Source organism: Aestuariimicrobium sp. T2.26MG-19.2B, assembly GCF_950101875.1.
Taxonomy (GTDB): domain Bacteria; phylum Actinomycetota; class Actinomycetes; order Propionibacteriales; family Propionibacteriaceae; genus Aestuariimicrobium; species Aestuariimicrobium kwangyangense.
In genome coordinates, this window is sequence record NZ_CATNLW010000003.1 from 12,991 (window position 1) to 36,824 (window position 23,834).

General features: G+C 66.9%; 19 protein-coding genes. 12 read left to right on the forward strand and 7 right to left on the reverse strand.

What is annotated here, in order from left to right; genetic code table 11:
- Positions 1-66: 66 nt before the first annotated feature.
- Positions 67-2,904, forward strand: a complete 2,838-nt coding sequence (locus tag QQZ11_RS13330; RefSeq protein ID WP_284550806.1) for a heavy metal translocating P-type ATPase — start codon at positions 67-69, stop codon at positions 2,902-2,904.
- 40 nt (positions 2,905-2,944) lie between these two features.
- Positions 2,945-3,310: a metal-sensitive transcriptional regulator gene (locus QQZ11_RS13335; RefSeq protein ID WP_284550808.1), complete on the forward strand. Its 366-nt coding sequence runs from the start codon at positions 2,945-2,947 to the stop codon at positions 3,308-3,310.
- Positions 3,311-3,365: 55 nt separating this feature from the next.
- Here QQZ11_RS13335 and QQZ11_RS13340 read toward each other — a convergent pair whose 3' ends face one another.
- The 7 genes from QQZ11_RS13340 to QQZ11_RS13370 all read right to left on the reverse strand — a co-directional run bounded on the left by QQZ11_RS13340 (position 3,366) and on the right by QQZ11_RS13370 (position 10,581).
- Complete coding sequence (locus QQZ11_RS13340; protein WP_284550809.1) at positions 3,366-3,815, reverse strand: hypothetical protein; 450 nt, start codon at positions 3,813-3,815, stop codon at positions 3,366-3,368.
- Positions 3,812-4,525, reverse strand: a complete 714-nt coding sequence (locus tag QQZ11_RS13345; RefSeq protein WP_284550810.1) for a ParA family protein — start codon at positions 4,523-4,525, stop codon at positions 3,812-3,814. Before QQZ11_RS13345 ends, QQZ11_RS13340 begins: the two co-directional genes overlap by 4 nt.
- A 357-nt stretch (positions 4,526-4,882) precedes the next feature.
- Positions 4,883-5,998, reverse strand: a complete 1,116-nt coding sequence (locus tag QQZ11_RS13350) for a hypothetical protein (RefSeq protein ID WP_284550811.1) — start codon at positions 5,996-5,998, stop codon at positions 4,883-4,885.
- Positions 5,999-6,492: 494 nt separating this feature from the next.
- Entirely contained in the window at positions 6,493-7,941 is a 1,449-nt protein-coding gene (locus QQZ11_RS13355; RefSeq protein WP_284550812.1) for a hypothetical protein, read from the reverse strand.
- The gene (locus tag QQZ11_RS13360) at positions 7,938-8,654 is read right to left on the reverse strand and encodes a hypothetical protein (RefSeq protein ID WP_284550813.1); all 717 of its coding nucleotides are present in this window, start codon (positions 8,652-8,654) and stop codon (positions 7,938-7,940) included. The genes QQZ11_RS13355 and QQZ11_RS13360 overlap by 4 nt, the downstream gene beginning before the upstream one ends.
- 3 nt (positions 8,655-8,657) lie before the next feature.
- Positions 8,658-10,109, reverse strand: a complete 1,452-nt coding sequence (locus QQZ11_RS13365) for an NlpC/P60 family protein (RefSeq protein ID WP_284550814.1) — start codon at positions 10,107-10,109, stop codon at positions 8,658-8,660.
- Between the two features lie 88 nt (positions 10,110-10,197).
- The gene (locus QQZ11_RS13370; protein WP_284550815.1) at positions 10,198-10,581 is read right to left on the reverse strand and encodes a helix-turn-helix domain-containing protein; all 384 of its coding nucleotides are present in this window, start codon (positions 10,579-10,581) and stop codon (positions 10,198-10,200) included.
- A 204-nt stretch (positions 10,582-10,785) separates the two neighbouring features.
- On the opposite strand from QQZ11_RS13370, the gene QQZ11_RS13375 reads away from it, so the two are divergent.
- The 10 genes from QQZ11_RS13375 to QQZ11_RS13420 all read left to right on the forward strand — a co-directional run bounded on the left by QQZ11_RS13375 (position 10,786) and on the right by QQZ11_RS13420 (position 23,736).
- Positions 10,786-11,427 carry a DUF6668 family protein gene (locus tag QQZ11_RS13375; protein WP_284550816.1) on the forward strand — a complete coding sequence of 214 codons (642 nt, stop codon included), beginning with the start codon at positions 10,786-10,788 and terminating at the stop codon, positions 11,425-11,427.
- A 12-nt stretch (positions 11,428-11,439) separates the two neighbouring features.
- The gene (locus QQZ11_RS13380) at positions 11,440-11,730 is read left to right on the forward strand and encodes a hypothetical protein (RefSeq protein WP_284550817.1); all 291 of its coding nucleotides are present in this window, start codon (positions 11,440-11,442) and stop codon (positions 11,728-11,730) included.
- A gap of 16 nt (positions 11,731-11,746) precedes the next feature.
- Positions 11,747-11,974 (forward strand): hypothetical protein, encoded by a 228-nt coding sequence (locus tag QQZ11_RS13385; protein ID WP_284550818.1) that lies wholly within the window; start codon positions 11,747-11,749, stop codon positions 11,972-11,974.
- Between the two features lie 16 nt (positions 11,975-11,990).
- Entirely contained in the window at positions 11,991-12,698 is a 708-nt protein-coding gene (locus QQZ11_RS13390; protein ID WP_284550820.1) for a hypothetical protein, read from the forward strand.
- Entirely contained in the window at positions 12,698-14,062 is a 1,365-nt protein-coding gene (locus QQZ11_RS13395) for a hypothetical protein (RefSeq protein ID WP_284550822.1), read from the forward strand. Before QQZ11_RS13390 ends, QQZ11_RS13395 begins: the two co-directional genes overlap by 1 nt.
- Positions 14,063-14,089: 27 nt before the next feature.
- Positions 14,090-15,604 (forward strand): SCO6880 family protein, encoded by a 1,515-nt coding sequence (locus QQZ11_RS13400; protein ID WP_284550824.1) that lies wholly within the window; start codon positions 14,090-14,092, stop codon positions 15,602-15,604.
- A gap of 23 nt (positions 15,605-15,627) precedes the next feature.
- A complete protein-coding gene (locus tag QQZ11_RS13405) occupies positions 15,628-17,169 on the forward strand; it encodes an ATP/GTP-binding protein (protein ID WP_284550825.1) in 1,542 nt (513 codons plus the stop codon).
- A complete protein-coding gene (locus QQZ11_RS13410; RefSeq protein ID WP_284550826.1) occupies positions 17,166-18,932 on the forward strand; it encodes a type IV secretory system conjugative DNA transfer family protein in 1,767 nt (588 codons plus the stop codon). The genes QQZ11_RS13405 and QQZ11_RS13410 overlap by 4 nt, the downstream gene beginning before the upstream one ends.
- Before the next feature lie 86 nt (positions 18,933-19,018).
- Positions 19,019-21,154, forward strand: a complete 2,136-nt coding sequence (locus tag QQZ11_RS13415; RefSeq protein ID WP_284550827.1) for a site-specific DNA-methyltransferase — start codon at positions 19,019-19,021, stop codon at positions 21,152-21,154.
- Positions 21,151-23,736 carry a DEAD/DEAH box helicase gene (locus tag QQZ11_RS13420; protein ID WP_284550828.1) on the forward strand — a complete coding sequence of 862 codons (2,586 nt, stop codon included), beginning with the start codon at positions 21,151-21,153 and terminating at the stop codon, positions 23,734-23,736. The genes QQZ11_RS13415 and QQZ11_RS13420 overlap by 4 nt, the downstream gene beginning before the upstream one ends.
- Positions 23,737-23,834: the final 98 nt, after the last annotated feature.

Consider the following 23,834-nt stretch of genomic DNA (forward strand, 5'->3'; position numbering starts at 1 on the left):
CCCAACCAGGAACTAGGCTGATATATACCCCCTGGGGGTAATATCTTCTTCTGAAGGGAGACCACGATGGATCAGTCCGCCGTCGTCACCATCGTCCTTGCATCCGGTTTGACCGTCGGCGCGCTGTGGTTCTTCTTCGCCCCACGCAGGTCGCGGACCGCCCACGTGACAGACGGGGTGCAGGTCATCGAAGTCACCGTCAAAGGCGGCTACTCGCCCGACGTCGTCCGCGTGCGCCCCGGAATGCCGGTACGTCTGCTGTTCAACCGTCAGGAGGCAGGCGAGTGCACCTCGCACGTGGTGATCCCTGACGTCGGGGTCAACATGGCGCTACCGGCCTATGCCACCACCGCGCTCGAGTTCACCCCCGCGCACGCTGGCAGGATCGACTTCGCCTGTGGGATGAACATGATCCATGGCCGGATCGATGTCGTCGACGACGATCCCGAGGGCACGGCAGCCCTGTCGGCCGAGGCCGCGCTGCTGGCCGAGACGTCCGGTCCGGCCGCAGGCCGGGACCAGGCGAGGTCTGCCGCTGGCACGGGCGCCGACCACAGCGCTGCGGCCCTCACGGTGTCGCCGGAGGCCGCCGCCCAGGCCGAACAGGCCGAGATGGCCGAACGCCGCTCCGAGATCCGCGACCTCACTCGCAGGGTGGTCTTCGGTGCCGTGCTCACCGCGCCCGTCCTGTTCGCGGTGATGGCCACGGAGTTGTTCAAGGTGACGTGGGTGCCGCCGATCCTGATGAACCATTGGCTGCAACTGGCCCTGATCGCGCCGGTGATGGTCTACACCGGCTGGCCGATCCACAAGACCGGCTGGCTCTCGCTGTCCCACCGGTCGGCGGAGATGAACGCGCTGATCACCATCGGCACGTTCGCCGCGTTCCTCTACAGCCTGGTCGTCACGTTCGCGCCGGGGGTGGTGCCCGCCGACCTGCAGCGGGTGTACTACGAGGCTGTCGGGGTGATCCTGACCCTGATCCTTCTCGGCCGCCTGTTCGAGGCCCGCGCCAAGGCTGGCACCGGGGAAGCGATCCGCGCCCTGATCGGCCTGCAACCACACACTGCAAGGGTCATGCGCGAGGGCGCTGAGCAGGGGATCGCGATCGAGCAGGTCCTCGTCGGCGACGTCGTGGTCGTCCGCCCCGGTGAGAAGCTGCCGGTCGACGGTGAGGTCGTCGACGGCACCTCCGCGGTCGATGAGTCGATGGTGACCGGCGAGCCCATCGCGGTGACCAAGCGCGCCGGCGACGCCGTGATCGGTGCGACGATCAACCAGACCGGTAGCTTCACTTACCGGGCCACCAAGGTTGGCGCCGACACCCTGCTTGCGCAGATCATCACCATGGTCCGTCAGGCCCAAGGCTCCAAGGCCCCGATCCAACGGCTCGCCGACAAGGTCTCGAGCTACTTCGTGCCGGTCGTCGTGCTGATCGCGATCTGGACGTTCGCCGTCTGGATGGTGGTCGGCCCCCCGCCCACGTTCGTGTTTGCTCTGGTCGCGGCCGTGTCGGTACTGATCATCGCCTGCCCGTGCGCCCTCGGCCTGGCCACCCCGCTGTCCATCACCACCGGCACCGGCAAGGCGGCCCAGTACGGCATCCTGATCCGGTCGGCCGAGGCGTTGGAGACCGCGCACCGGCTCGACACCATCGTCCTGGACAAGACCGGCACGATCACCAAGGGCGCCCCGGCGCTCACCGACGTGGTCCCCGTCGGCCCGTACGCCGAGGATGAACTGCTGGCCGCGGTCGCCGCGGTCGAGCAATCCTCTGAACACCCCCTCGCGGCGGCCATCGTGGCCGGCACCCGCGACCGGGGCATCAGCCCCGGTGTGGCCGCCAGTTTCGACTCGCTCACCGGCCAAGGCGTGCGCGGGCTGGTCGAGGGCCTCGAGGTCCTGGTCGGCAACGCCCGGCTGCTGTCCGGTGCCGGGATCGACCCCGCGTCGCTGGCCGATGATGCAGCACGGCTGGCCGTGGCGGGCAAGTCCCCGATGCTGGTCGCGATCAACGGTCGTCCCGCCGGTGTGCTCGGCGTGGCCGACACGGTCAAGGACGGCGCGGCCGACGCGATCGCCGCCCTTCGCGGGCGTGGGATCGAGGTCGTGATGATGACCGGTGACAACCGGGCCACCGCCGCGGCGATCGCCCGCCAAGTCGGCATCACCCGCGTCGTCGCCGAGGTCCTGCCCCAGCACAAGGCCGGTGAGGTGGCCCGCCTGCAGCAGGAGGGCCGTGTCGTGGGAATGGTCGGCGATGGCATCAACGACGCCCCGGCGCTGGCCAAGGCCGATGTCGGGTCCGCCATTGGCACCGGTACCGACGTCGCGATCGAGTCCTCTGACATCACCCTGATCTCGGGTGCCCTGTCCGGGCTGGTCACCGCGATCGACCTGTCCCACGCCACGATGCGCAACATCCGTCAGAACCTGGCGTTCGCCTTCCTCTACAACGCCATCGGCATCCCCATCGCCGCCGGTGTGCTGTATCCGGTCGCCGGCGTCCTGCTCAGCCCGATGATCGCGGCGGCGGCGATGGCCCTGTCGTCTTTGTCGGTGGTCAGCAACGCCAACCGGCTGCGCGGCTACACCGCTCCCACGGTCGCGCCGGCAACGGTCCCGAACCTCGAACCGATCGTCGAGATCGGCGACGCCACCGAACTCCCCGATTCCGCCCACCATGGAAAGGAACCAGCAATGTCCCCCCTCTTCGGGAAGAAGACGAAGCAACCCAAGGCCGTCGACCCCGTCTGCGGCATGAGCATCGACCCGGCCCAGGCCGCAGCCACACGTGAACACGACGGAACCACGTTCTACTTCTGCTCCCCGCACTGCGCACAGACGTTCGACGCCGACCCGCACACCTACGGCCATCCCCAAGGGGCTGGCCACAGCCACTAACCCGAACCAACAACCTCCAGCAGGGACAGAGGTGATGAGCGTGACCAGGTCGACGCCCGACAAGGCCGCGCTCATCACCCGGCTCCACCGGATCGAGGGACAACTGCGAGGAATCGCCCGGATGATCGAGCAGGACTCCCCCTGCATCGACGTCCTCACCCAGATCTCGGCAGCCACCCAGGCCCTGCGGTCGGTCACCCTCATCGTCCTGGACGACCACCTCCACCACCGCGTGGACGTCATCTCACGATCCGAAGCAACCGACCGATCGGCCCTGACCCAGAAGGCGTGCACCGCAATCATCGAGGTCCTCACCCGACCCGAACACGTCCTCACCAAGGACGCCGAACCAGACATTCCCAGCCCGGACCACCCCGGCACGTGTCCATCCCTCGTCCTCGCCTGAATGTTGCCTCAACGGCGATGGTCTGGGCCCACGCTGTCGGCGTCCATCCTGATCGCTACAGTCGGCGTCGCCCGCGGGTGGGCCCTGCCGCGGCGGCCCTGCCGCGGAGCTCCTCGACGATCTGGTCGTGGGTCATCTCTGCCATGAGTCGCTCGAGGGCCAACCGGACGATGGCAGACCTCGACGCGTCGACCCGAGTCCGTCGACCAGCGAGGCTGGCTTCGGTGAGCCATTCGTCGGCGTCGGCGGCGATGTACATGGTGACGCGGCGGTCCTCGAGGATCGGCTGGGGTGCGGCACTCCCCCGCTCGACGGGCTGTGTCACCGTCGCCTGCTGCTGCTCGACCTCGACCGTGGCAGCTGGTGCCTGCGTCGCAGCAGGTGGGGCGGGGTTCCTGGGTCCCGGCATCCTGCGGCTCGGTGATGGCTGCTTGGTCAGGTTGGTGGTGGCCTTGCGGGTCGATTTGGCCCGCTTGGCGAGCATCTCGCTGATTCCGTCGCTCATGCTCCGTACTCCTTCACCAACTCGGCGAGCCGCCTGTACCCGTCGACCGCATCTTCCAAGGCCCTCGGTGTGGGGTCCTCGGCGCTCATCGCCATGCGACGTTTGCGGGTGGCGATCTTGCTCACGTGCGGGATCGGCACCCCCACCCTGACCGGGGTTCCGTGGACCATCGCCCCGAGACGTTTGATCTCCGGCGCCGGCGGGATCCTCGGCACCATGTTCGGGACCACCACCATCGGATAGTCGGCTGCCTCAGCCACGATCTGCTCCACCGCATCCAGGTCGCGGGTCCGCAGCCCGGTCGGAACCAGAACGACGTTGGCGGCCGCCATCGCCCCATGCGTCGACGCGGAGGCCCCCGGATGAGTGTCGATGACCACCCACTCACGACCCCACTCCCCCGCCCACGTGGTGAGGAGGTCCGCCCACGCCTCGGGGTCCAGCCCGACGTCAACCAACTCGGGGCTCCCCGGCACCAGATCCGGCTTCCTGAACCCGGTCAGCGGCCGCGGCGCCCGGTCATGTTCGATCGCAGCCATCAAGACGTCCCGAGCACGTTCCTCGGCGCGGTACCCCCACGCTCGGCTGACGCTGCCACCATCCCACTCCAGGTCGACGAGGACAGCTCCGAGACACTGAGCCACCTCGTAGGCGATGGTCGACTTCCCCACGCCACCCTTGCGAGACACCACCGCACAGATCTTTGCCATGTAAGAACGTTAAGTGGATTCAGCGCTAGAACGTTCCAGCAACACGCCGTTGGTACGAACTAACGTTAGAACGCTTCTCATGGGCTGCAGGGTTCGGGGGTCTGCGCGTTGCCGACACACCCGAGTGCGTGACTCAGCACAGCGTTGTAACGTTCGTTTCATACAACGTTACCCCGTTCTAACGCTATAACGTACTCGCGTTACAACGTTCTTTCCACGCTGCGAGCCGTCATCGGGCTTCGCCGGTGCTGGCTGTGGTGAGGTGGGACGTGGGACACTCGTGGTGCGCATGCAAGGCGCCAGTTGAGTGAGATTGATCCCTCCTTACTGTGTCGGCGGCCCCCTGATGAGCCAACATCATTCAAAGGGGGTCGCCGGCTTTGTCTTCCGGTCACGGTTGACCTGGTCGAGGTGACGGAAATGGGCGGTGAGCCCTGCGCGACGAGCGTGCCGTTTGGCCTGCAGTGAAGGGTCGGCCCGTTCTGCCTCCAGCTGGCTGTCACGGATGGCGGCAGCGGTGAGCCGCTGCTGGCGTTCGCGCAGGATCTCGGCGCGCTGTCGCATCGCTGCTTGTCGGGGGAGTTCTGGGACGTGGGGGAGAGCGGCCCGGAGTTGGTGGACCAAGAGCCCCAGAGGATGCCGTTGGGCATCCGCGGGGACGCTGGGGACGCCTCGGTGCCGGTTGTGGTGGTCGAGAACCTCGATCAGGTCGGTCGCAGTGGTGACCTCGGGGTCGATGTTGGCCGCAGCGAGCGCTGAACACACGTTGCCGATGTGGGTGCGCCCGAGCCAGGGGAGTCGCTGGACCAGAGCTGCCGCGAGTCGTTGCACGGCCAGCGATGGTCGTTGGGTGGTTTGGTGTCTTGTCGTTGCTGCTCCGGCGCGCGTTTGCGCGCGCCTTGGTGAGTCACTACGTGACGTGAGGTTCCCACTCTGGTTACCCCTACGGGGTAGGTGGACATTGGTTTCACGATGGGGATTCACCAACGCTCGTTCGGAGGCGATGCGCAGCTGGCGGTGACCGTGGTGTTCGCGGGCTTGTGCGCGTTCCTCGGTGGTGAGGTAACGGCCGCGCTCCACCACGGCACAGAACCCCATCACGATCAGCAGGGTGCGGGCCCGTTGGACCTGGCGTTCGCTGCAGCCGATCGCCTGGGCGACGGTGCGGTGGCTGGTGGCGACCCCACGTCCGGTGCGGGCGTCAGCGCTGCCGGCGTCGTGGGCGGCCACCAGGAGCACGGTGGAGGAGTGGACCTTGGCGGCCGCGCGCTGGGTCTCCCCGGTGGCGGTCTCCAGGTGGGCCTTGACGTTGTGCAGCCACTGTTTGGCGTTGTTCCAGCACGGCAGTCGGGACAGCTGTCCCGCGCCGGCCGGGGTGCGCCAAGCCTGCCCGCCACGCGTGGCTGCGGTCGGGACGGCCTTGAGCGGGACACCATCGGGGGCACGGAAATAGCGCCGCCGTCCTCGCGGCACACGCAACGAGGTACTAGACGGATTTGGGCACAGCGCTGCTACAGTAGGCGGCAACGGCGGCGTCCTTTCGGGGAGCTGTCGCAAGAAGCCCTCGGGCTTCGGGTTTGTGGAAACCAAAATTCGGTGAGCTACTCACTCACCTGGGGACTTGGCTGCACACCAAGGCGCCCCATCTGACTTACGAGGCCTCCTGCGCCAACAGGGGGCCTCGAGTCATGTCTGGGGTCAGCCAGTCATGGGAAGCTCCTGAGCTTTGGGGCGGATCGCCGGAACGGGATTCGAGACGTCGCGGGACAGTGCGGCAGCGATGTACTCGCTGATGGAGACGCCAGCGGCTAGGGCTCGCTCGCGGACAAGGATCGCGGTATCGCGAGGTGGCCGGGTGACCATGAGGTCCCGATCGCCTTTGTGTGGTTGAGCCATGCTGGCCAGCCTAGGGGCGCGTATCTGATTCGAGTCGGGCGGCGCGCCGAACCTCTTGCCACATTGGTCGATCATGCCGGCTCGAGACAGTAGATCGTTTGGCGGTCGACCACGAGCAGGCGGTGACCCGAGACGGCCACCGGCGTGGCCGGCTGGCTGAGGGTGGCCCGGTGCTGCAGGACGTGGGCTGTGGCCAGGTCGACGGTGACCGCTTCGTCGTTGCGGCGGCCGAAGCCCAGACCGTCCACCACGGTGCCCAGGGTGAGACCGTGGGGCAGTGGTGCGACGGTGTGCCGTTCCAGATCGAGCACGAGTTGGCCGACGACGATGGTTTCGGGTCGACGGGGGTCGAGGTCGGGTTGGCCGGTGGGGGAGAGGTCACTGGTAACCGCCATGACGGGGTCCCCAGTGCTGGTGTGGAAGCTGATCACCGTGCCGCCGGTGCCCTCGGTGGGGCGCCAGGCGATGGCGACGGTCTGTGTCCCGACCCCCAGGACGCGGTCGAGGGCGGATGCGCCGCGGGGTCGTGGCAGTTGTAGAGGGGCCGGCGTCTGGATGGCGTCGTTGTTGAGGCGCCAGAGGTGTCCGAGGCGGTCGGTGGCGATCAGGGTGGTGCCCTCCACGGCGCCGATTTGGGCGTCGGCGGGAACGGTTCTGCGTTGCGGTCGGGTGCTGGCCACCCAGGCATCGTTCTCGTGGACCCACCACAGGCCAGCTGTGGTGGCGGTGACCTGGCTGCCGTGGGGCAGGGGATGACTGGTGGCTCCGCCGGTGCGGGAGGGGACCCAGACCACGGTGGAGGTGGTGGCGGCCGCAACGACGGGATGCCCGCCGACTTGGGTGAGCCAAGGGCCGCGCGCGGACGGCCCGACCTGCCACCTCCCGCGGGGTTGGCCCGTGTCCGGGTCCACGGCGAGCAGGGCGCCGTCGCTGATCATCCACACGGCGTTGTCGAACACCACGGCCAGATCGGTGTCGGTGTTGTCGACATGCCAGACGGCGTGGGTGCTCCAGCCAGCGGGGGCAGGCACCGGCAGTTCGGCGATCTGGGGGGTGTATGGGCCGGCCGCCACCGGTGCCGGCCTGGACAGGTGACGACCGACCAGGAGTCCCCCGACGATCAGTGCGGGTACCAGGATGGCGGCAGCGAGGATGAGACCCAACTTGTGAAGGGGATGGGTGGGCCGGCTGGTGTCGTGGGCGGTCCGTTCGGATTCGTTGAGGTCGTGGCGTTCACCGTTGGAGCCCAGGATCATGGGCCACACGTGTCCGTCGGGGTCGACGGCGCTGACCCGGCAGGTGTCCCAGCCTCGTTCGGCGATCAGGGTGCTGGCGTGCTGCACGCTGGCCTCGATCACCGCATAGGGGTCGGTGGTGTCGACATCCTCGCTGAGGGGGATGGGGCGCCCACCCAAGTGGCCCTTGTAGACGGTGGGGTGCCCGGAGCCGGTGATCTCGAGGGTCAGTCGTGGCCACCGCGGCACCAGGTGGGGGTCGAAGTCTGGGGGGAAGTCCTTCATGGGATCACCCTCATCGCTGACACCTTCCATGGCTGGTCGGCTGATCCGCGCCCGCACGTGACGATCAGCGTCACCGGGGGCAGCGGTGAACCGGTCCACCCGCCGGCGCCGTGGGGGGTGGCGGTGACGGTGATGGCCCGCTGCGCCAAGGTGGGGGAGTCGGAGGGGCCTTCGCCCAGGCCGCCCTCGTGGAGCTGTGTGGTCGTGTATCCCCGATGGCTGGCCATCTCTGTCCACCAGGCACCCGGCTGGGCGCGGGTGCCGGCGGTGCGGAGCGCTTCGGCCATGTCAGGGGTGGCCAGGCTGGTCGCGCGACGTCCGGCGTCGCTGGGGGTGGCGTCGAGGGCGGTGTCGTAGCTCCAGGCCGTGGCCACGAAGCTGCGCGCCACCTGGGTGGCGTCACGGGTGTCGGGCGGGGTGGTGTGGATCATGCCGCGCGCGGTGCCGATGGTCCCGGTGGGGTGGGCGGATCGTGGATCTGTCGTGCTGGTGGGTGCCGGCCAGCTCGTCTCGTCGGCGCTGGGGTTGTCCCACGCGCTCGAGGTGGCCGCGGGCACAGTGCTGGTGCTCCACGTGGGATCCGAGGCGGGGGACGGGGAGGTGGATGTCCCCGCCGACGTGGGGGCTGGTGTGGAGGGTGGGGGTGGGGTGCCGCAGCCGGTGAGGATGCCGACGGCGGCCGCGAGGAGGGCGGCGCTGAAGCGGTGTGGCATGGGTCAGGCTCCCTTGACGCGGCGGTAGGTGGTGGGGTGGTTGGCGTAGTAGCCGGCGGTGACGTCGACGACCTCGACGGTCTTGCCCGGGCGGGGGGCGTGGACCATGCGGCCGTCACCGAGGTAGATCCCGACGTGGTCCCAGTCGCCGTGCAGCTGGAAGAAGATCAGGTCTCCCTTCTGCAGTTGATCGCGGCTGATGGTGGCCAGGGTGGGGGAGGTGACTTCTTGTTGGGTGGTGCGGGGGAGGGTGACTCCGAGGCTGTGGGTGACGGCTTGGGTGACCAGCCCGGAGCAGTCGTAGCCGTCCGGGCCGGACCCGCCCCAGATGTAGGGCTTGCCGATCTGTTGCAGGGCCCAGGCGGCGATGCCTGCGTGGCCACCGGCCGTCGTCGGGCCGGCGTGGGCGGTGATGAACGCCACGGGGTCGGCGAAGTCGGTGCGCTGCGGGGCGGACCATGACCAGGTGGGCAGGGTGGACAGGTGCACTTCGGCGTGGAGGTGGGGGCCGGAGACGTTCCCGGTGGCTCCGCTCAAGCCGACCTGCTGGCCCGCCGCGACCTGCTGGCCGACGGTGACGGTTGTCGCGGAGAGGTGGTTGTAGGTGGTCCACACGTGGCGTTGTCCGTGGTCGGTGGCCATCAGGCCGTGGTAGACGACCACCTGGTTGCCCCAGGCTGCTCCATGGCTGGATCCTCCGGGGTGGTTGACCTCGGCCACAACCCCCGGTCCCATGCTGACCACCGGGGTTCCGGTGGGTACGGGCCAGTCGGTGCCGGTGTGGTAGCCGGTCCACGACCACCACGATCCGACCGCCCCGAAGGCGGTGTCAGGTCCGCCGGGGGCGGGTGGGACCCACCCGCCGCCGTAGGCGCCGACCGTTCCGGAGATCACGCTCTGGAACCAGGCGGTGCGCTGTTTGATGCGGGCGATGTAGGTCAGTGTCTCGGGGTAGGGGGGGACGCCGGCGTACTGCTGCACCGCGCCGGGGCCGGCGTTGTAGCCGGCCAGCACCAGCGCCCACGTGTCCTGGCCGGGGAACGCTGCCGCCCATCTCTTCCACTCGGCGCACTGCAGGATGGCGGTGGCCATCACCGCGTCGGCGACGCTGTGGAGGTCCTTGGTGCCGTCTCCGTCGGCGTCCACGCCGTAGGCGGCCCAGGAGGCGGGAATCCACTGCGCTGGGCCGGCCGCTCCGGCTTGGTTGGGTGGGTGGTCCTTGAATCCGGACTCGGTCTCGATCTGGGCGGCCAGCATGGGCGCGGTCAGCTCGGGGCAGACGGTTCCGCCTTTGATCAGCCACGGCATGAACTCGGCTGGCACCTTCGAGGCGTCCAACACACTGCCCACCACCTCAGCGGCAGCCTGTTCACGGTCCTCGTCATCGGAGACGAGCAGGCCGAGCAGCATCACCAGCGCCAACGGCATGGCAATGAGGCCTGCAAGGCCCACCACGAGTAGGCCTCCACGACCCTTCTCGAACACGTTGATCCCTCTCCACTGTGGTGAGCACCAGGGCAGCCAAACCCTGGCGCTCGATCACTCAGCCATGACCCTCGATCCACGCCTGCAACGCCTCACGCGTCACCCGGAACATGCGGGTCACCCTGAATGCTTCGAGTTCGCCGTCTGTGACCAGCCGGCGAACCACGTCGTGACTCACCCCCAACACGGTCCCCACCTCGACCAGGGACATCGCCGCCGGCAGCCCTTCGGGTAGCACAGCCGACACTCCGGGCCGTCCCCGCATGAACTCCTCAATGGTGTTGAGGCCCACCCGGGGCAGGGAGGGGCGCACGCGCACGACAGGGAGTCGGGGGGGCGAATCGTCGTGGCTGACAGTGAGTCCGCGCGCGGTGGTGGGGGAGACCCCCAGCATGCGGGCAGCTGCTGTCAGCGTGACGAACCCACGAACAACCTCAGTCACGCCCTAACGCCTCCAGTGAGAAACAACGCTCGAACGCCAGATTAGCGGCCTTGTTGGCTGTTAGTCTCTGCTTTGAGGGATCAACTCAAATGCTGAGGTTTCGGAAATGGCATCCGAGGCGTTCAGTTCTCACCACGCTGGTCAGTCTTGCTGGCCAAGGGGTCACACTCCTTGGCCAGCTCGAGCCCGAGAGGTGTGTGCGCAATGACGAATCCGTTCCTGGGTCGTCCTCTGGTCGTCGATCAAACGGCCACCGATGCTGCGCCTGAAACCGACCCGTTGTTGGGTCGTCGGGTCGTGGAGCACGGCCCCCAACAACCACCCCGGCGGGCGCCGGCAGGACGGTTGTCGTTGGTGGATCCGGGCCACACGGCTGACCTGTGGATCTACCAACTCCACGGTGGAACAGGTGCCTCAACTCTCCAAGAGCTGCTGCGTCGCTACCACGGCCTCGACGCGCACATCCTCGCCAACGGCTGGCCCCACCACCCTGGCGGGGAACTAGCTCCCACCCTCGCGATCGCCCGCACCCACGGAGCGGGCGTGGAAGCAGCCCGCCAGGCCATGACCCAGTGGGGATCGGGTGAGCTGCCCCCAACCACCCGCGTGATGGGCCTCCTCCTGGTCTCCGATGGCCCCAAGGTGGTCGACCGGGCAGCCCTCAAGGCGCTGCGCGCCATGTCCCCGGCGGTGTGGCACCTGGGCTGGGTCGATCAGTGGCGCACGCTCACCCCCCAGTCCAGCGAGCACCAGTGCTCCATCCGCATCCGCATGACCCTGTCCTCGATCATCCGAGCCCTGCAACCAGCGACCTGGGTGAACCCGGCCGCCCCCCTCACCCCCTGAAAGGACCCCCTCATGGATCTCGTCACCCTGCTGCTGCAGTTGCCCCTCCAGATGCCGATGGATGGCCTGCCCGATCCCTCACCCACAGCACCACCGGGGTCGGATCGGATCTCCCTGGTGCTGGGCTGGGTGATGTGGGTGGTTGCAGCCTTCTGCCTGCTCATGACCATCATCGCTGGCGGCCGCATCGCTGCCGCCCACCGCCGCGGCGAGGAAGGCGAAGGCTTCAAGGCCCTCGCCATGCCGGTCGTCGGCCTGATCGTGGCCACCAGCGCCGCCAGCATCCTCACGTTCTTCGTCTGAGGCTGGAGGACTCCCCATGCTCTTGGAGACCGCACCCGAGTTCGGTGAACTGGTCACGATCATCGCCTGGGCGAAATGGATCGGACTGACGATCTGCCTCGGCGCCCTGATCGTCGGCGGCGGCCAGCTGGCCCACGCCCACGGACGAGGCGACCACTCCAACCTCAAAGGGATCGGGATGGTGGCCGTGGCGGCGCTGGTGATCTCCCTGTCGGCTGCCATCGTCAACGCCGCCTTGGCGTGAACGGAAGGAACACCCGATGAAACGCTCGACCCTGCTGGGAATCCTCGCCGCAGTGGTGGTGGTGGCCCTGGTCATCGGCGCAGTACTGGTCGGTATGACGTGGGGCACCAAGCAGACCGCCCCAACACCGACCGTCAGCAGCCCACCACCCTCCGCCCCGCCCACCCCGTCCACGCCGGACAGCTCAGCCCCGAGCAGCCCGACCGTCGCCGGTTGTGTCAGGACCGCCACCGCATCGGGGGCACCCATCACCGCCGCCCCCCACACCGATTGGTACATCGCCGACACCGGGCAGACCCTGCCCAAGACCAAGGCAGGTCCCTTCCTCATGAAGGACCGGCTCGCCCTCTGCTACACCCCGGACTCTCTCGGCGCCCTCACCGCTGCCGTGAACATCCGCTCGCGCATGCTCTCCGACGCATGGGAGCAGGTCGCCCGATACCAAACCGAGCCCGTGCCGACTGATCTGGAACTTCAGAAGGCTAGAGAGTCGCCTGATAAGGCAGGGCTCCAGAAGCCCTACCCGGTCGTCACCGGCTTTCGGATGCAGACCCCCATCGCCAACAACTTGGCCGTCGTAGAACTCCGTTACCAAGGAACGTTGGCCGGCAAGACCATCGACATGGGTGATCGAGTCACGCTGATCTGGACCGGTACTGACTGGAAACAGACTGGCTCCGACATACAGACCGAGACGGCTGGCTTTACTGATTGGCGGCCGTGATGCGACCAATCCTCTTGGAGTGCGAGTGGTACGACGCTGCCTGCAAGCTGGGCGACGCGGCCGGAAAGAAGCTCGATAGTGCCGCCAGCGGGGCGTTCGAGCGGTTCATCGTGTCCATGAACGAGGCCACGGGCCGGCTGATCAAGATCATGTTGTCGTGGTGGATGGACCCGGCTCTGTCGCCGCAGGTCTCTGGTGGGGGAGCGTCCCACAGCATCGCCTCCGTGCAAGGTGCGTTGTCGCAGCTGGTGTTGTTGGCCGCCCTGATCGGGATCGTCATCGCGATGGTCAAGATGGCCATCACTCATCACGCACGCTTCGGCAAGGAAGCCGTGTTCATGCTGGTCACCACCATGGTGGTGACCGCCATGGCAGCCGCCGCCACTCAGCTGTTCATCGGCTGGTCGGACCAGTACGCCTCCTGGATGATGTCGTGGGCGGCCAGCCAGACGGGGAAGGGTTCACCCGAGGAGCTGTTGACCGCCACCGTGACCACCAACATGCTCTCGGTGTCGCTGTTGTCGACCACCCTCACCGCGTTGGCGGCCCTGTTCCAAGCGGGGTTCATGGTGCTGCGGGCAGCCCTCATCCCAGCGATCCTGGTGTTCCTCCCAGTGTCGGCGGCCACCACTGCCACCGGCGCCGGGAAGGAGTCGTTCAACAAGCTGCTGAGCTGGCTGGTCGCCTTCGTGCTTTACAAGCCGGTCGCGGCGACGATCTACGCCCTCGGGATGATCCTGGTCACGGGCACCAAGAGCGACGGCGCCGACGACGACTCCACCTGGTTTATGACTTCCGTGAGTGGTCTGGTCGTCATCGCCTTGGCGGTGCTGGCGTTGCCAGCGCTGATCAAGCTGTGCGCGCCCATCGCATCAGCAGGGACCTCATCGATGTTCTCCGGAGGGTCCGCCTTGGTCATGGCCGCCGGGGCAGCCGCAGGAGCGGTGGCCCTGGGTGCCGGCGCCGGGGGTATGGCGCTGGCCGGTGCTGGCACAGGTGTGGGCTCTGCCGGGGCCCGGGGGACAGGGGCCACCGGCAGCGCTGGTGCTGGGGCAACCCAGGGTGCCTCCGAATCGGGGGCGGCATTCGCGCCCCCAGCGGTGGGTAGCGCGCCGCGAGCCATCACCTCCGCCGGAGGCTCGCCGTCGGGCGGCCCTAGGGGAACCTCGCCCTTGGGTGGATCCGGTGCCGGTGGCGCGGCCGCCGAGGGTCCGTCTGCCCAACCGTCGTCAGGTGGGTCAGCGCATCCTGCTCCCACCCGCCGGCCCCTGCCATCGGGCGGGGTGCCGTCGGCGGCTGCGGATGCGGCCCGATCGATCAAGAGGAACGCCGAGGGAGCGGTCAGCGACGACGTGTCGAGCTGACGCCGCATCGGACCAGGAGGGATCACCATGACCACCATCACTGATGAACCACGCAGGTACGGCAACCTTCGCCGGCCGGGGAGCCGGGGCGTGCTGGGGTTCGGCTGGGGCGCCAGCATCATCGGATTCTGCGGGCTCATCGTCACCCTGATCGGCACGGTGACCGGCGGCCTGGAAACCGGCCTGGTGCTGTTCGCCGCCGTCCTGGTCGCGATCATCCCCACCCGCCGCTCCTCCAAGGATGGGCGCACCGGCTACGACCGGTGGGGCAAGAGGTTGCTGAACCGCAGCAACCGCAAGGCTGGCCGGCATCTGCTGGTGCAGGGACCCGCCGGGTTCACCCCCGACGGGAAGCTTCGGTTGCCTGGCCTCCTAGCCGCCACTGAACTGCGCACCCTCACCGACCCCTACGGCAGCCCCTTCGGGGCCGTGATCCAACCCCACACCGGGCACTGGACCATCGTGATGGAGTGCCACGGCACCGGCATGGACCTGGTCGACCCCCAAACCCACGACCGGGAGGTCGCCCACTGGGGCCAGTTCCTGGCCGTCATGGGAGAGATGCCGGACGTCGACCAGGTGCAGGCCGTCGTCGAAACAGCCCCCGACACCGGGGTGAGGCTCCAAAACCAGGTGCTGACATCCCGCTCCGACGCGAGCCCCACCTTCGCCCGCCACGTCATGGATGAAGTCGTCGATGCCTTCCCGGCGGGGGAGTTCACGATCCGCACCTACGTGTCGGTCACGTTCAACTCCACCGTCGTGGACCCCACGACCGGGCGTGCCCGGCGCCTCTCGGAGGTGGAGATGCAGCAACGGATCTCCAACGCCGTCCCCACGATCCTGACCAGTCTGCGGCTGGCAGGGGCAGGGGAGACAGCCCACCTGATGGGTTCGGTCGACATCGCCGACATGGTTCGGGTCGCGTTCGACCCGAGCGTCGCCACCACCGTCGACGAGGCCCGCCGGGAAGGCGGCACCGAGCTGCGCTGGGACGAAGTCGGCCCGGTCCGCCTCGAGCCCTACGACGACAGGGTCCGCCACGACCGTGCCTGGTCGGCGTCGTGGCAGATGCTCGAGCCGCCGGCTGGGGTGTTCTCCTCCACGCAGCTGCGTGACCTGCTGCGCCCCCATCCCGACGTGATGCGCAAACGGGTGTGCCTCGTCTACCGCCCACACAACCAGGAGGACAAGGTCCGCGTCGTCGAACAAGACATCAACTCCTCCACCTTCCAGGTGTCGGCGAAGAACCGTGTCACGGCTCGGCAGGAACGAGAGATCTCAGCGGCCCGGCAGGCCGCCACGGAGGAATCCAACGGGGCCGGAGTGACCCGGTTCGGGATCATCGTCACCCTCACCGTCGCCCACGCCGATGACCTCGGCCGTGCCGAGTCGGCCCTCATGCAGATGAAGGCCTCCGCCCGGCTCCGCCTGCGCCCGGCCCTCGGCAATCAGGAGGTGGCCCTCACCTCCGGGTTGCCGCTCGGGTTGGTGCTGCCCAAACTGATGCGGCTCAGTGAATCCGTGCGGGAGTACCTGTGAGCAAACCGACCAGACCTGGGCTGGTGGCCACCAGCGACGACCTCGCCGCCCACGACACCAGTGAACGAGGCCCCCAGACCGGCACCGCCGCCGCGTCAAGGCGGGTGAAACCGTCTTGGCGGGGCTGGTTCACCCGTGGCGGGGGACGGGTCGCGACCGTTGAACCGGTACCGGAGTGGCGCGGCACCACCGTCCAGGTGTGTGGCCTGTGGCCGTTCAGCGGCGGCGCCGGCATGCCCGACGTCGGCGTCCCCATGGGCCACCACCTCGCCACCGGCGCCACCGTCTCCGCTGACCCCATCTCCTGGTTCACCCGTGGCCTGATCAACACACCTTCAGCGTTCGTCCTCGGCCGCCCCGGCCTCGGCAAATCGTCACTGATCCGCCACATGGTCACCGGGCTCGCCGACCAAGGGGTGTGGACGATGGTCCTCGGCGACATCAAACCCGACTACCCGCCCTTGGTGGAGGCCCTCGGCGGGCAGGTGATCAGCCTGTCCCGTTCGGCCGGCACCCAGAACCCGCTCGATCTGATGGGCGCCTTCGGTCGCATCACCGACCTGCCCGCCCAGATCCAGGACTGGGCGATGGCGCAGCTCGTCGACCGGCAGACCACGACCCTGCATGCCCTCCTCACCCTCGTCCGCGGATCCCACGTCAGCGGGGCAGAGGTGGCCTTGTTGGCGGCCGCCCTCAACCGGCTCCAACGCGACGACAACAACCGACCCGTCGACCGGGACGCCCCCCAGATCCGCGACGTCATCGCCCTGTTCGCCGACCGCGACCCGGCGCTGCGCCTCAAAACGTTGGCCGGCACCGATGATGCCGCCTTCGACCAGACCGTCAGAGACCTGCGGATCAGCCTGATGGGGTTGCTGTCCGACGGCCCCTTCGGCGGCCTGTTCGACGGGCCCACCACCACCCAGATGAACCTCGACCGGCCCGTCGTCTTCGACGTCCACGACTTCGAGAACTCCTCGGCCACCCTGCAGGCAGCGGTGCTGCTGACGTGCTGGGCCTACGGGTCAGCCTCAACCGGGCTAGCCACCCACCTCGCCGACCAACACCTCGGCCCACGGCGCCGCTACCTCCTCGTCATGGACGAGCTGTGGCGAACCCTGCGCGCCTCAGCCGACATGGTCGACCGCGTCGACGAGATCACCCGCCTCAACCGCCAACTCGGCGTCGGACAGATCCTGTGCACCCACACCATGCAAGACCTCAAACTCGGCACCCCCGAACAAACCGCCCGCGCCTGGGGCTTCGTCGAACGGTCATCCATGGTCTTCTTGGGCGGCCTGTCCCAAGGCGAGTTCGGGAACCTGTCGACCGTGTTCGCCCTGTCCCAGCGCGAACAGGACATGATCACCGACTGGTCCGGCGAAGGTTCCTCGATCATCAGCGCATCCGGGGGAGGGATCCCACCCGGCCGGGGGAAGTTCCTGCTCAAACTCGGCAAACGCCCAGGCATCCCGTTCCGCGTCGCCCTCACCCCCTCCGAGCTGGCCGTCAACGACACCAACCGCCGTTGGGTTGAACTCACCCACAACCCGGCACTCCCATGAGCAGCCGCAAGACCGACACCCCGTGGCGGCGCCACGAAACCGGAGCTCACAACGACACCTTCTGGATGATCATCTGCATCATCCTCATCGGCGGACTGCTCCTCCTGGGCCTCCTCGAGGTCGGGGCCATTCTCGGCGGCACCCGCCTCGGGAACCCGATCGCGATCCTCGCCGGCCGACGCGACGGCCCGCCCTGGACGACGGCCGCCACGATCTGGTGCATCGCTCTCCCCGCCCTCGTCCTCGCAGGTATCGCCGCCGCGGCGGTCATCTACCGCCGCCACCACGCCACCAGGCGGAAGAACGGCACCCGGGTCGACCACAAAGCCGCCAGCCTCGCCACCGTCTCCGACCTCGAGGTGATGCTCCCCGCAGGTGCCCGAGCCGACGCCGAACGACTCGGAGCCCTGCAAGCCGGGCCCGGGAACCCCGTCGGCTACCTGGTCCGCAACCGCCAACCGCTGGTCTCGCCGTGGGAATGGACTCAGGTGTGGATCATGGGTCCCCGCGCCGGGAAGACCAGCTGCGTGTGCGTCCGACAGGTCATCGAGACCACCGGCCCTGTGGTCACCACCTCCAACAAGCGCGACCTGGTGGACCTGACCAGGGGAGTGCGAGAAGAACGAGGCCACTGCTGGGTCTTCGACCCCCAAGGCCTCATCGGTGCCCCCGCCGACTGGTGGTGGAACCCCCTCACCTTCGTCACCGGCATCAACCGAGCCGAGGAACTCGCCGGCCTCTTCGCGGCCTCGAGCGCCGACCACAACGCCACCCGCGACTCCTTCTTCGAACCCGAAGCCCAGGCCTACCTGGCCTCACTACTGCTGGCGGCCGCCAAAGCCGACCAGCCCATCACGGTCGTGTTCGACTGGATGAACGACCTCGACGACTTCGCCCCCGTCGACATCCTCAAACTCGCCGACCAGCCCCGCGCGGCCGCCAGCGTCGCAGCCCTCATGAACCTGGTCGACGAAACCCGAGACGGCATCGTCGCCACCGCCCGCAAGATGGTCGGCTGGCTCCGCAACCCCGCCCTCCTCGACTGGATCACCAGCCGCGGACCAGGCGACGACCGGCCCCACTTCAACCCGGCCGACTTCATCACCACCCGCCAGACCCTCTACCTCCTCAGCAAAGAAGGAGACGGCACCGCCCGAGCCATCGCAGCCGCGATCGCCGTCGCCACCATGCGCGCCGCCGAACACCACGGCGCCCGCCAGCCCGGCGGCCGCCTCACCGTCCCAATGTCCGTCGTCCTCGACGAGGCCGCCAACGTCGTCCGCTGGCGCAGCCTCCCCTCGGAGTACTCCCACTTCGGCAGCCGTGGCATCATCTTGTCCAGCTTCTTCCAGTCCTGGGACCAAGGAGTCCGCGCTTACGGACGCGAAGGCATGACCGCCCTCTGGTCGGCAGCCAACGTCCGCGTCCTCGGTGCCGGTGACGCCGAACCCAGCTTCCTCGAAGACCTCTCCCGCCTCATCGGCGACCACGACATCGTCACCACCGACACCAGCCACAACCCCAGCCGAGACGGCGGTCTTCTCAGCTCCAACCGATCCACATCCACCAGGCTCCGCCGGGAACGAATCTTCGACGCCTCAGAACTGGCAGCCCTCCCACGCGGCCGTGCCGTCATGCTCTCCTCCGGAGCCCCAGCAACCCTCATCGGCCTCACGCACTGGTCCACGACCTCCTACGGTCAGACCGTCTCCCAGTCGCAAGAGCACTACGAGCGGATGACATCCCACAACCAGCACCCCTAACCCCAGCCGGACAACCCTGCCTCCAATAGGATCGCCAGACCGGGGGCGGCCCAGATGCCTCTAGACAACATGGAGGCTGTCGCGACGTGTCACGTCTATCCGATCTACTGAGGCAAGCACGCACCATCGACCCCCAACTGGGAAAAGACCTTGAAGTCGAAATCGAAAGCCTGAAGAACCAAAGGTCCTTCGGACTGGTCTTCGAGCAACACCAGCCCGAAGCCGTCGAACTCGCAGGACGCCCCGTTCGCCGCGGTGACAAAGTCCGGATACTCCCACCCCGCGGAGACACCAGCAGAGGAGACCAACGGCTGTGGTCAGTCGAACGGGTCGAAGGCGCTAAAGATACGCGCGTCGCCCACCTGGTCGAACTAGGCCCCGAGGAACCCGAGACGCAAGCCGTACTGTGTGACGATCTCGTGGTGGTCGCAGAGTTCCGCGACCGCATCTTCCCTGGATTGGTGGAGACCGGACGCGTGGAACGTGGTGGTGACAAGCCCTTCCAAACTGTCATCAACGCTGAGAACTACCACGCCTTGGAGATGCTCACCTACACGCATCGACACTCCATCGACGCCATCTACATCGACCCGCCGTACAACACCGGAGCACGGGACTGGAAGTACAACAACGATTACGTCTCGTCTGAAGATGACTACCGGCACTCCAAGTGGCTCGCTTTCATGGAGCGACGCTTGGAGATCGCCAAGGAACTTCTCAATCCAGATGACAGCGTCCTAATCGTCACGATTGACGAGAAGGAGTACCTTCGCCTCGGCATGCTCTTGGAACAAACATTCTTGGACGCCACGATTCAGATGGTCAGCATCATAATCAACCATAACGGCGCCACAAGGTCGAAGGAGTTCTCGCGCACCGACGAGTATGCATTCTTCTGCTTCTTCGGCAACGCTGGGCCCGCCAGCTTGAGCGACCCCCTATTCGGCGAATCGGTAACCAAGAATTCCCAAGATGTGAGGTGGGAATGGCTAATGCGCGGTGGCTCAAACTCACGACGCGCTGACCGCCCAAACCTCTTCTACCCCGTCTACGTGGACGAGGAACGCCGGATGATCGCGAGCGTCGGCGAGCCGGTCCCTCTGGATGCGGATCCGACGAAGATCAGCCCGCCCCCGGGCTCGAGGGCCGTTTGGCCCATCAGAGCCTCTGGAGAGCACGCTAACTGGCGCGCCTCGCACACCTACCTCCGTCGGCTGATCGAGCAGGGATATGCCCGACTGGGTGCATACGACAAGAAGAACGATCGCTGGTCACTTCTCTATCTGGGAAAGGCGCAAATCAGGCGGATTGAGGAAGGAGAAATCACTGTTGTGGGACGGGATCACGCTGGGGCAGTGCAACTCGAAATCTCAGGGGCCGCCCTTGCCAAGGTACCCTCCACCACGTGGAATAGGCAGCGCCACAACGCAGGAGAATATGGAACACGCCTAGTCAAGACTTTCGTGCCTGGCGTTGGGTTCACCTTCCCGAAGTCCCTATACGCCGTGGAAGACGCCCTACGTTCTGTGATCCAAGACAAGCCTGACGCCACGGTTCTTGACTTCTTTGCAGGATCAGGAACGACCGCCCACGCTGTGATGCGCCTCAACAAGCAGGATGGCGGTCGGCGGCAGTGCATCTCGGTGACGAACAACGAGGTCAGCGCGGATGAGCAGGTGACCCTACGCAAGCAAGGGCTACGCCCTGGAGACTCGGAATGGGAGCGGCTGGGCATCTGTGACTACATCACCAAACCTCGGCTGACCGCCGCCATCACGGGCCAGACTCCGGATGGTGCACCGGTCAAGGGTGTGTACAAGTTCACCGATGAGTTCCCGATGTCCGAGGGGTTCGAGGAGAACGCTGCGTACTTCACGCTCACGTATGAGTCACCGCTCGTAATCCGCCACCATCGCGCCTTCGAGCGAGTGGCTCCAATGCTGTGGCTCCGAGCGGGGGCGCGGGGCCGGATCGTCACCAGTCTCGAGGATGAGGGCTGGGACGTGGCTGAGGCCTATGGCGTGATCGAGAACATCGACCAGCTGCCCGACTTCGTAGCGAGGGTCGAGGAGGCCGGCACAGTCGAGACCGTCTTCGTAGTGACCGACTCCGATGCTGCGTTCCAGACTGCCTGCCGTGACCTGCCAGGAAGGGTGACGGTAGTGCGGCTGTACGAGTCCTACCTGCACAACTTCACGATCAACCGGAGGGCCGGGGCATGAGGTACACACTGAAGGACTACCAGGCTGATGCCGTCGGGCAGGTCCTGAACCGGCTAGCCATGGCAAGGGACTCCTTCCACCGGTTCGGCCAGGCGTCTCAGTTCTCACTCGCTGCCACCACGGGCGCGGGGAAGACTGTGATGGCCGCGGCTGTGATCGAGGCGTTGTTTTTTGGGTCAGATGAGTTCGGCTTCGAGGCTGACCCTGGGGCAACAGTGCTGTGGTTCTCCGATGACCCGTCGCTGAACGAACAGTCCCGGGGTCGCATCCAGGCTGCTGCCTCGGAACTGGACTTCCGGCTGCGTGTCATCGAGAACACGTTCTCGCAGGCCACGTTCGAGCCGGGGATGGTCTACTTCCTCAACGCCCAGAAACTTCGTGATGGTGGGCGCTTGGTCCGTGGGGCGGGGGGAGAGAGCCCCAACGCGGACCCGTTGACCTGGGTCAAACCCGACATGGTGCAGCAGACGATCTATGACGTGATCCGCAACACCGTCGAAGCCGACGGGCGGACCCTCTACTTCGTTCTGGATGAGGCACACCGGGGTATGAAGGTCGCCCGGGACCGGGAGACCATCGTCCAGCGGATCATCAACGGAGGCTCAGGCGCCCCGGCCATGCCAGTGGTCTTTGGCATCTCCGCGACGGTGGACCGTTTCACGCAGGCGATGAAGAAGGCCACGAACCGAACGGGGCTACCTCCAGTCGAGGTCGACTCCGGCCTGGTGCAAGCCTCAGGCTTGCTGAAGGACGACATCGTGCTCGACATCCCCACTGAGCAGGGCGCCTTTGACACCACCATGCTCCGTCGCGCCGTCCAGAAGGTGAAGGCCTCCACCGAAGCTTGGTCTTCCTACGCCTCCGAACAGGAAGAAGCCGACACGGTCATCCCGCTACTGGTGGTTCAAGTGGCCGACAAGCCCTCGGATGCTGACTTGGTGCGGGTGCTCGACGCGATCTATGAAGAGTGGCCCGACCTGCCACTTGATGCCGTGGCTCATGTGTTCGGCACTCACACTGACCTGCTCGTGGGTCAGCAGGGCGTCCCCTACATCGCGCCGCAGAGGGTGCAGGACGCCAAGCACGTGCGGGTGTTGTTGGCGATGGAGGCCATCTCGACCGGATGGGACTGCCCTCGCGCCGAGGTTCTCGTCTCGTTCCGTCCCCGCAGCGATGCCACCTACATCCACCAGCTGCTCGGACGAATGCTGCGTACCCCGCTCGCTCGCCGCATCCCCGGCAACGAGGTCCTCAACTCGGTCGACTGTCTCCTGCCGTACTTCGACCGCGAGACTTCCAAGTCCATCGCCACGATGCTGATGAAGGGGAAGACCGCGGTGGACGACTCCGACCAGGGCGGGGGCGACGAGGACACCCAAAAGGCACGCCGAGTCTTGTTCGACCCGGTTCGACTGGAACCGAACCCCGACGTTCCGCAGGAAGTCTGGGACCTGTTCGAGGCCATCCCTTCGGTCACCATCCCGAAGCGAAGCGTGAAACCCATCAAACGACTCGACGCGCTCGCCGTCGCCCTGTCGAAGGACGGCTTGGTGCCGAACGCCGTCACGAAAGCCCAGTCAGCCCTATGCGCGGTCCTAGATGGTCGCGCGGTCCAGTACAAAGAGAAGGTCACTCACGCCCGCCAGGACGTCCTCACCATGTCCGGTGAAGAACTTCGAGGACGCGTCGGCAAGGACGGCTTCACCTACAAGGCCTTCGACGTCGCCGCCGACACCCGAGCCATCGAAGATGCCTACCAGTACGCAGCCCGACTCCTCACCAAGGGACTCGCCGGCGCCTACGTGAACCACCTCGTCGGACCCGACGAGGAAGACATCGACCTGCTCGAGGCCAACATCATCGTCGCCTCCCTGGGCCGCGTTCCCGAGGTCGTGACCGATGTCGAAGAAGAAGCCGACGACCTCGCCCGCCGGTGGCTCACCCAGACACGAGTCGCCCGCAAGGGACTCCCGGACGAGCCTCAGGCGGAGTACGACCGCATTCAAGGTATGTCCACTCACCCTGAACGCATCTCCCTCAGGGCACCCAAGGTCACGCAGGCCGACCGCAAAGCACGCGAGAAGGACGGCACCGAACACGACCTCCCCGTTCGTACGGGCCACCTCATGGTTTCAGAAGATGGCACCACGCCGATCGACCTGAACGAGTGGGAGCGCAAGGTGCTGGACTCCGAGACGGCACAGCCCGGGTTCAAGGCCTGGTACCGCAACCCCTCACGCGCCACCAACGAGTCCCTCGCCATCGCCTACAAGGACGGAACCGGCGACTGGAAGGCAATGCGACCCGACTTCCTCTTCTTCGGCTCGCAGCACGACGGGAAGATTGTGGTCGATCTGGTGGATCCTCACGGCCACCACCTGTCCGACGCTCTGCCGAAACTGCGCGGTCTGGCGGACTTCGCTGAGAAGTACGGAGCAGAGTTCCGGCGCATCGAGTCCATCGCGGAGACCAAGGGCGAGCTGAAGGTGCTCGACCTCACCAAGCACCATGTCCGTCAAGCGGTGCGGGACGCCACCGATGCCAAGGCCCTGTACGAGTCGGGGGTCGCCACCGCCTACTAGCAAGGCTGTGGATACAGGGCCTGTGACCCCGTGCCTGCACATGATGGGGGTATGGCTCATCCACTAGACAATGCGGCTGCCTTGCTTCAGCTTGCTGC

Coding starts and splice junctions, on each gene's coding strand:
- QQZ11_RS13400 (WP_284550824.1), top strand. CDS start 14,090: ATGACCACCATCACTGATGAACCACGCAGGTACGGCAACCTTCGCCGG.
- QQZ11_RS13410 (WP_284550826.1), top strand. CDS start 17,166: ATGAGCAGCCGCAAGACCGACACCCCGTGGCGGCGCCACGAAACCGGA.
- QQZ11_RS13395 (WP_284550822.1), top strand. CDS start 12,698: ATGCGACCAATCCTCTTGGAGTGCGAGTGGTACGACGCTGCCTGCAAG.
- QQZ11_RS13330 (WP_284550806.1), top strand. CDS start 67: ATGGATCAGTCCGCCGTCGTCACCATCGTCCTTGCATCCGGTTTGACC.
- QQZ11_RS13380 (WP_284550817.1), top strand. CDS start 11,440: ATGGATCTCGTCACCCTGCTGCTGCAGTTGCCCCTCCAGATGCCGATG.
- QQZ11_RS13390 (WP_284550820.1), top strand. CDS start 11,991: ATGAAACGCTCGACCCTGCTGGGAATCCTCGCCGCAGTGGTGGTGGTG.
- QQZ11_RS13355 (WP_284550812.1), bottom strand. CDS start 7,941: ATGAAGGACTTCCCCCCAGACTTCGACCCCCACCTGGTGCCGCGGTGG.
- QQZ11_RS13420 (WP_284550828.1), top strand. CDS start 21,151: ATGAGGTACACACTGAAGGACTACCAGGCTGATGCCGTCGGGCAGGTC.
- QQZ11_RS13375 (WP_284550816.1), top strand. CDS start 10,786: ATGACGAATCCGTTCCTGGGTCGTCCTCTGGTCGTCGATCAAACGGCC.
- QQZ11_RS13340 (WP_284550809.1), bottom strand. CDS start 3,815: ATGAGCGACGGAATCAGCGAGATGCTCGCCAAGCGGGCCAAATCGACC.
- QQZ11_RS13345 (WP_284550810.1), bottom strand. CDS start 4,525: ATGGCAAAGATCTGTGCGGTGGTGTCTCGCAAGGGTGGCGTGGGGAAG.
- QQZ11_RS13385 (WP_284550818.1), top strand. CDS start 11,747: ATGCTCTTGGAGACCGCACCCGAGTTCGGTGAACTGGTCACGATCATC.
- QQZ11_RS13360 (WP_284550813.1), bottom strand. CDS start 8,654: ATGCCACACCGCTTCAGCGCCGCCCTCCTCGCGGCCGCCGTCGGCATC.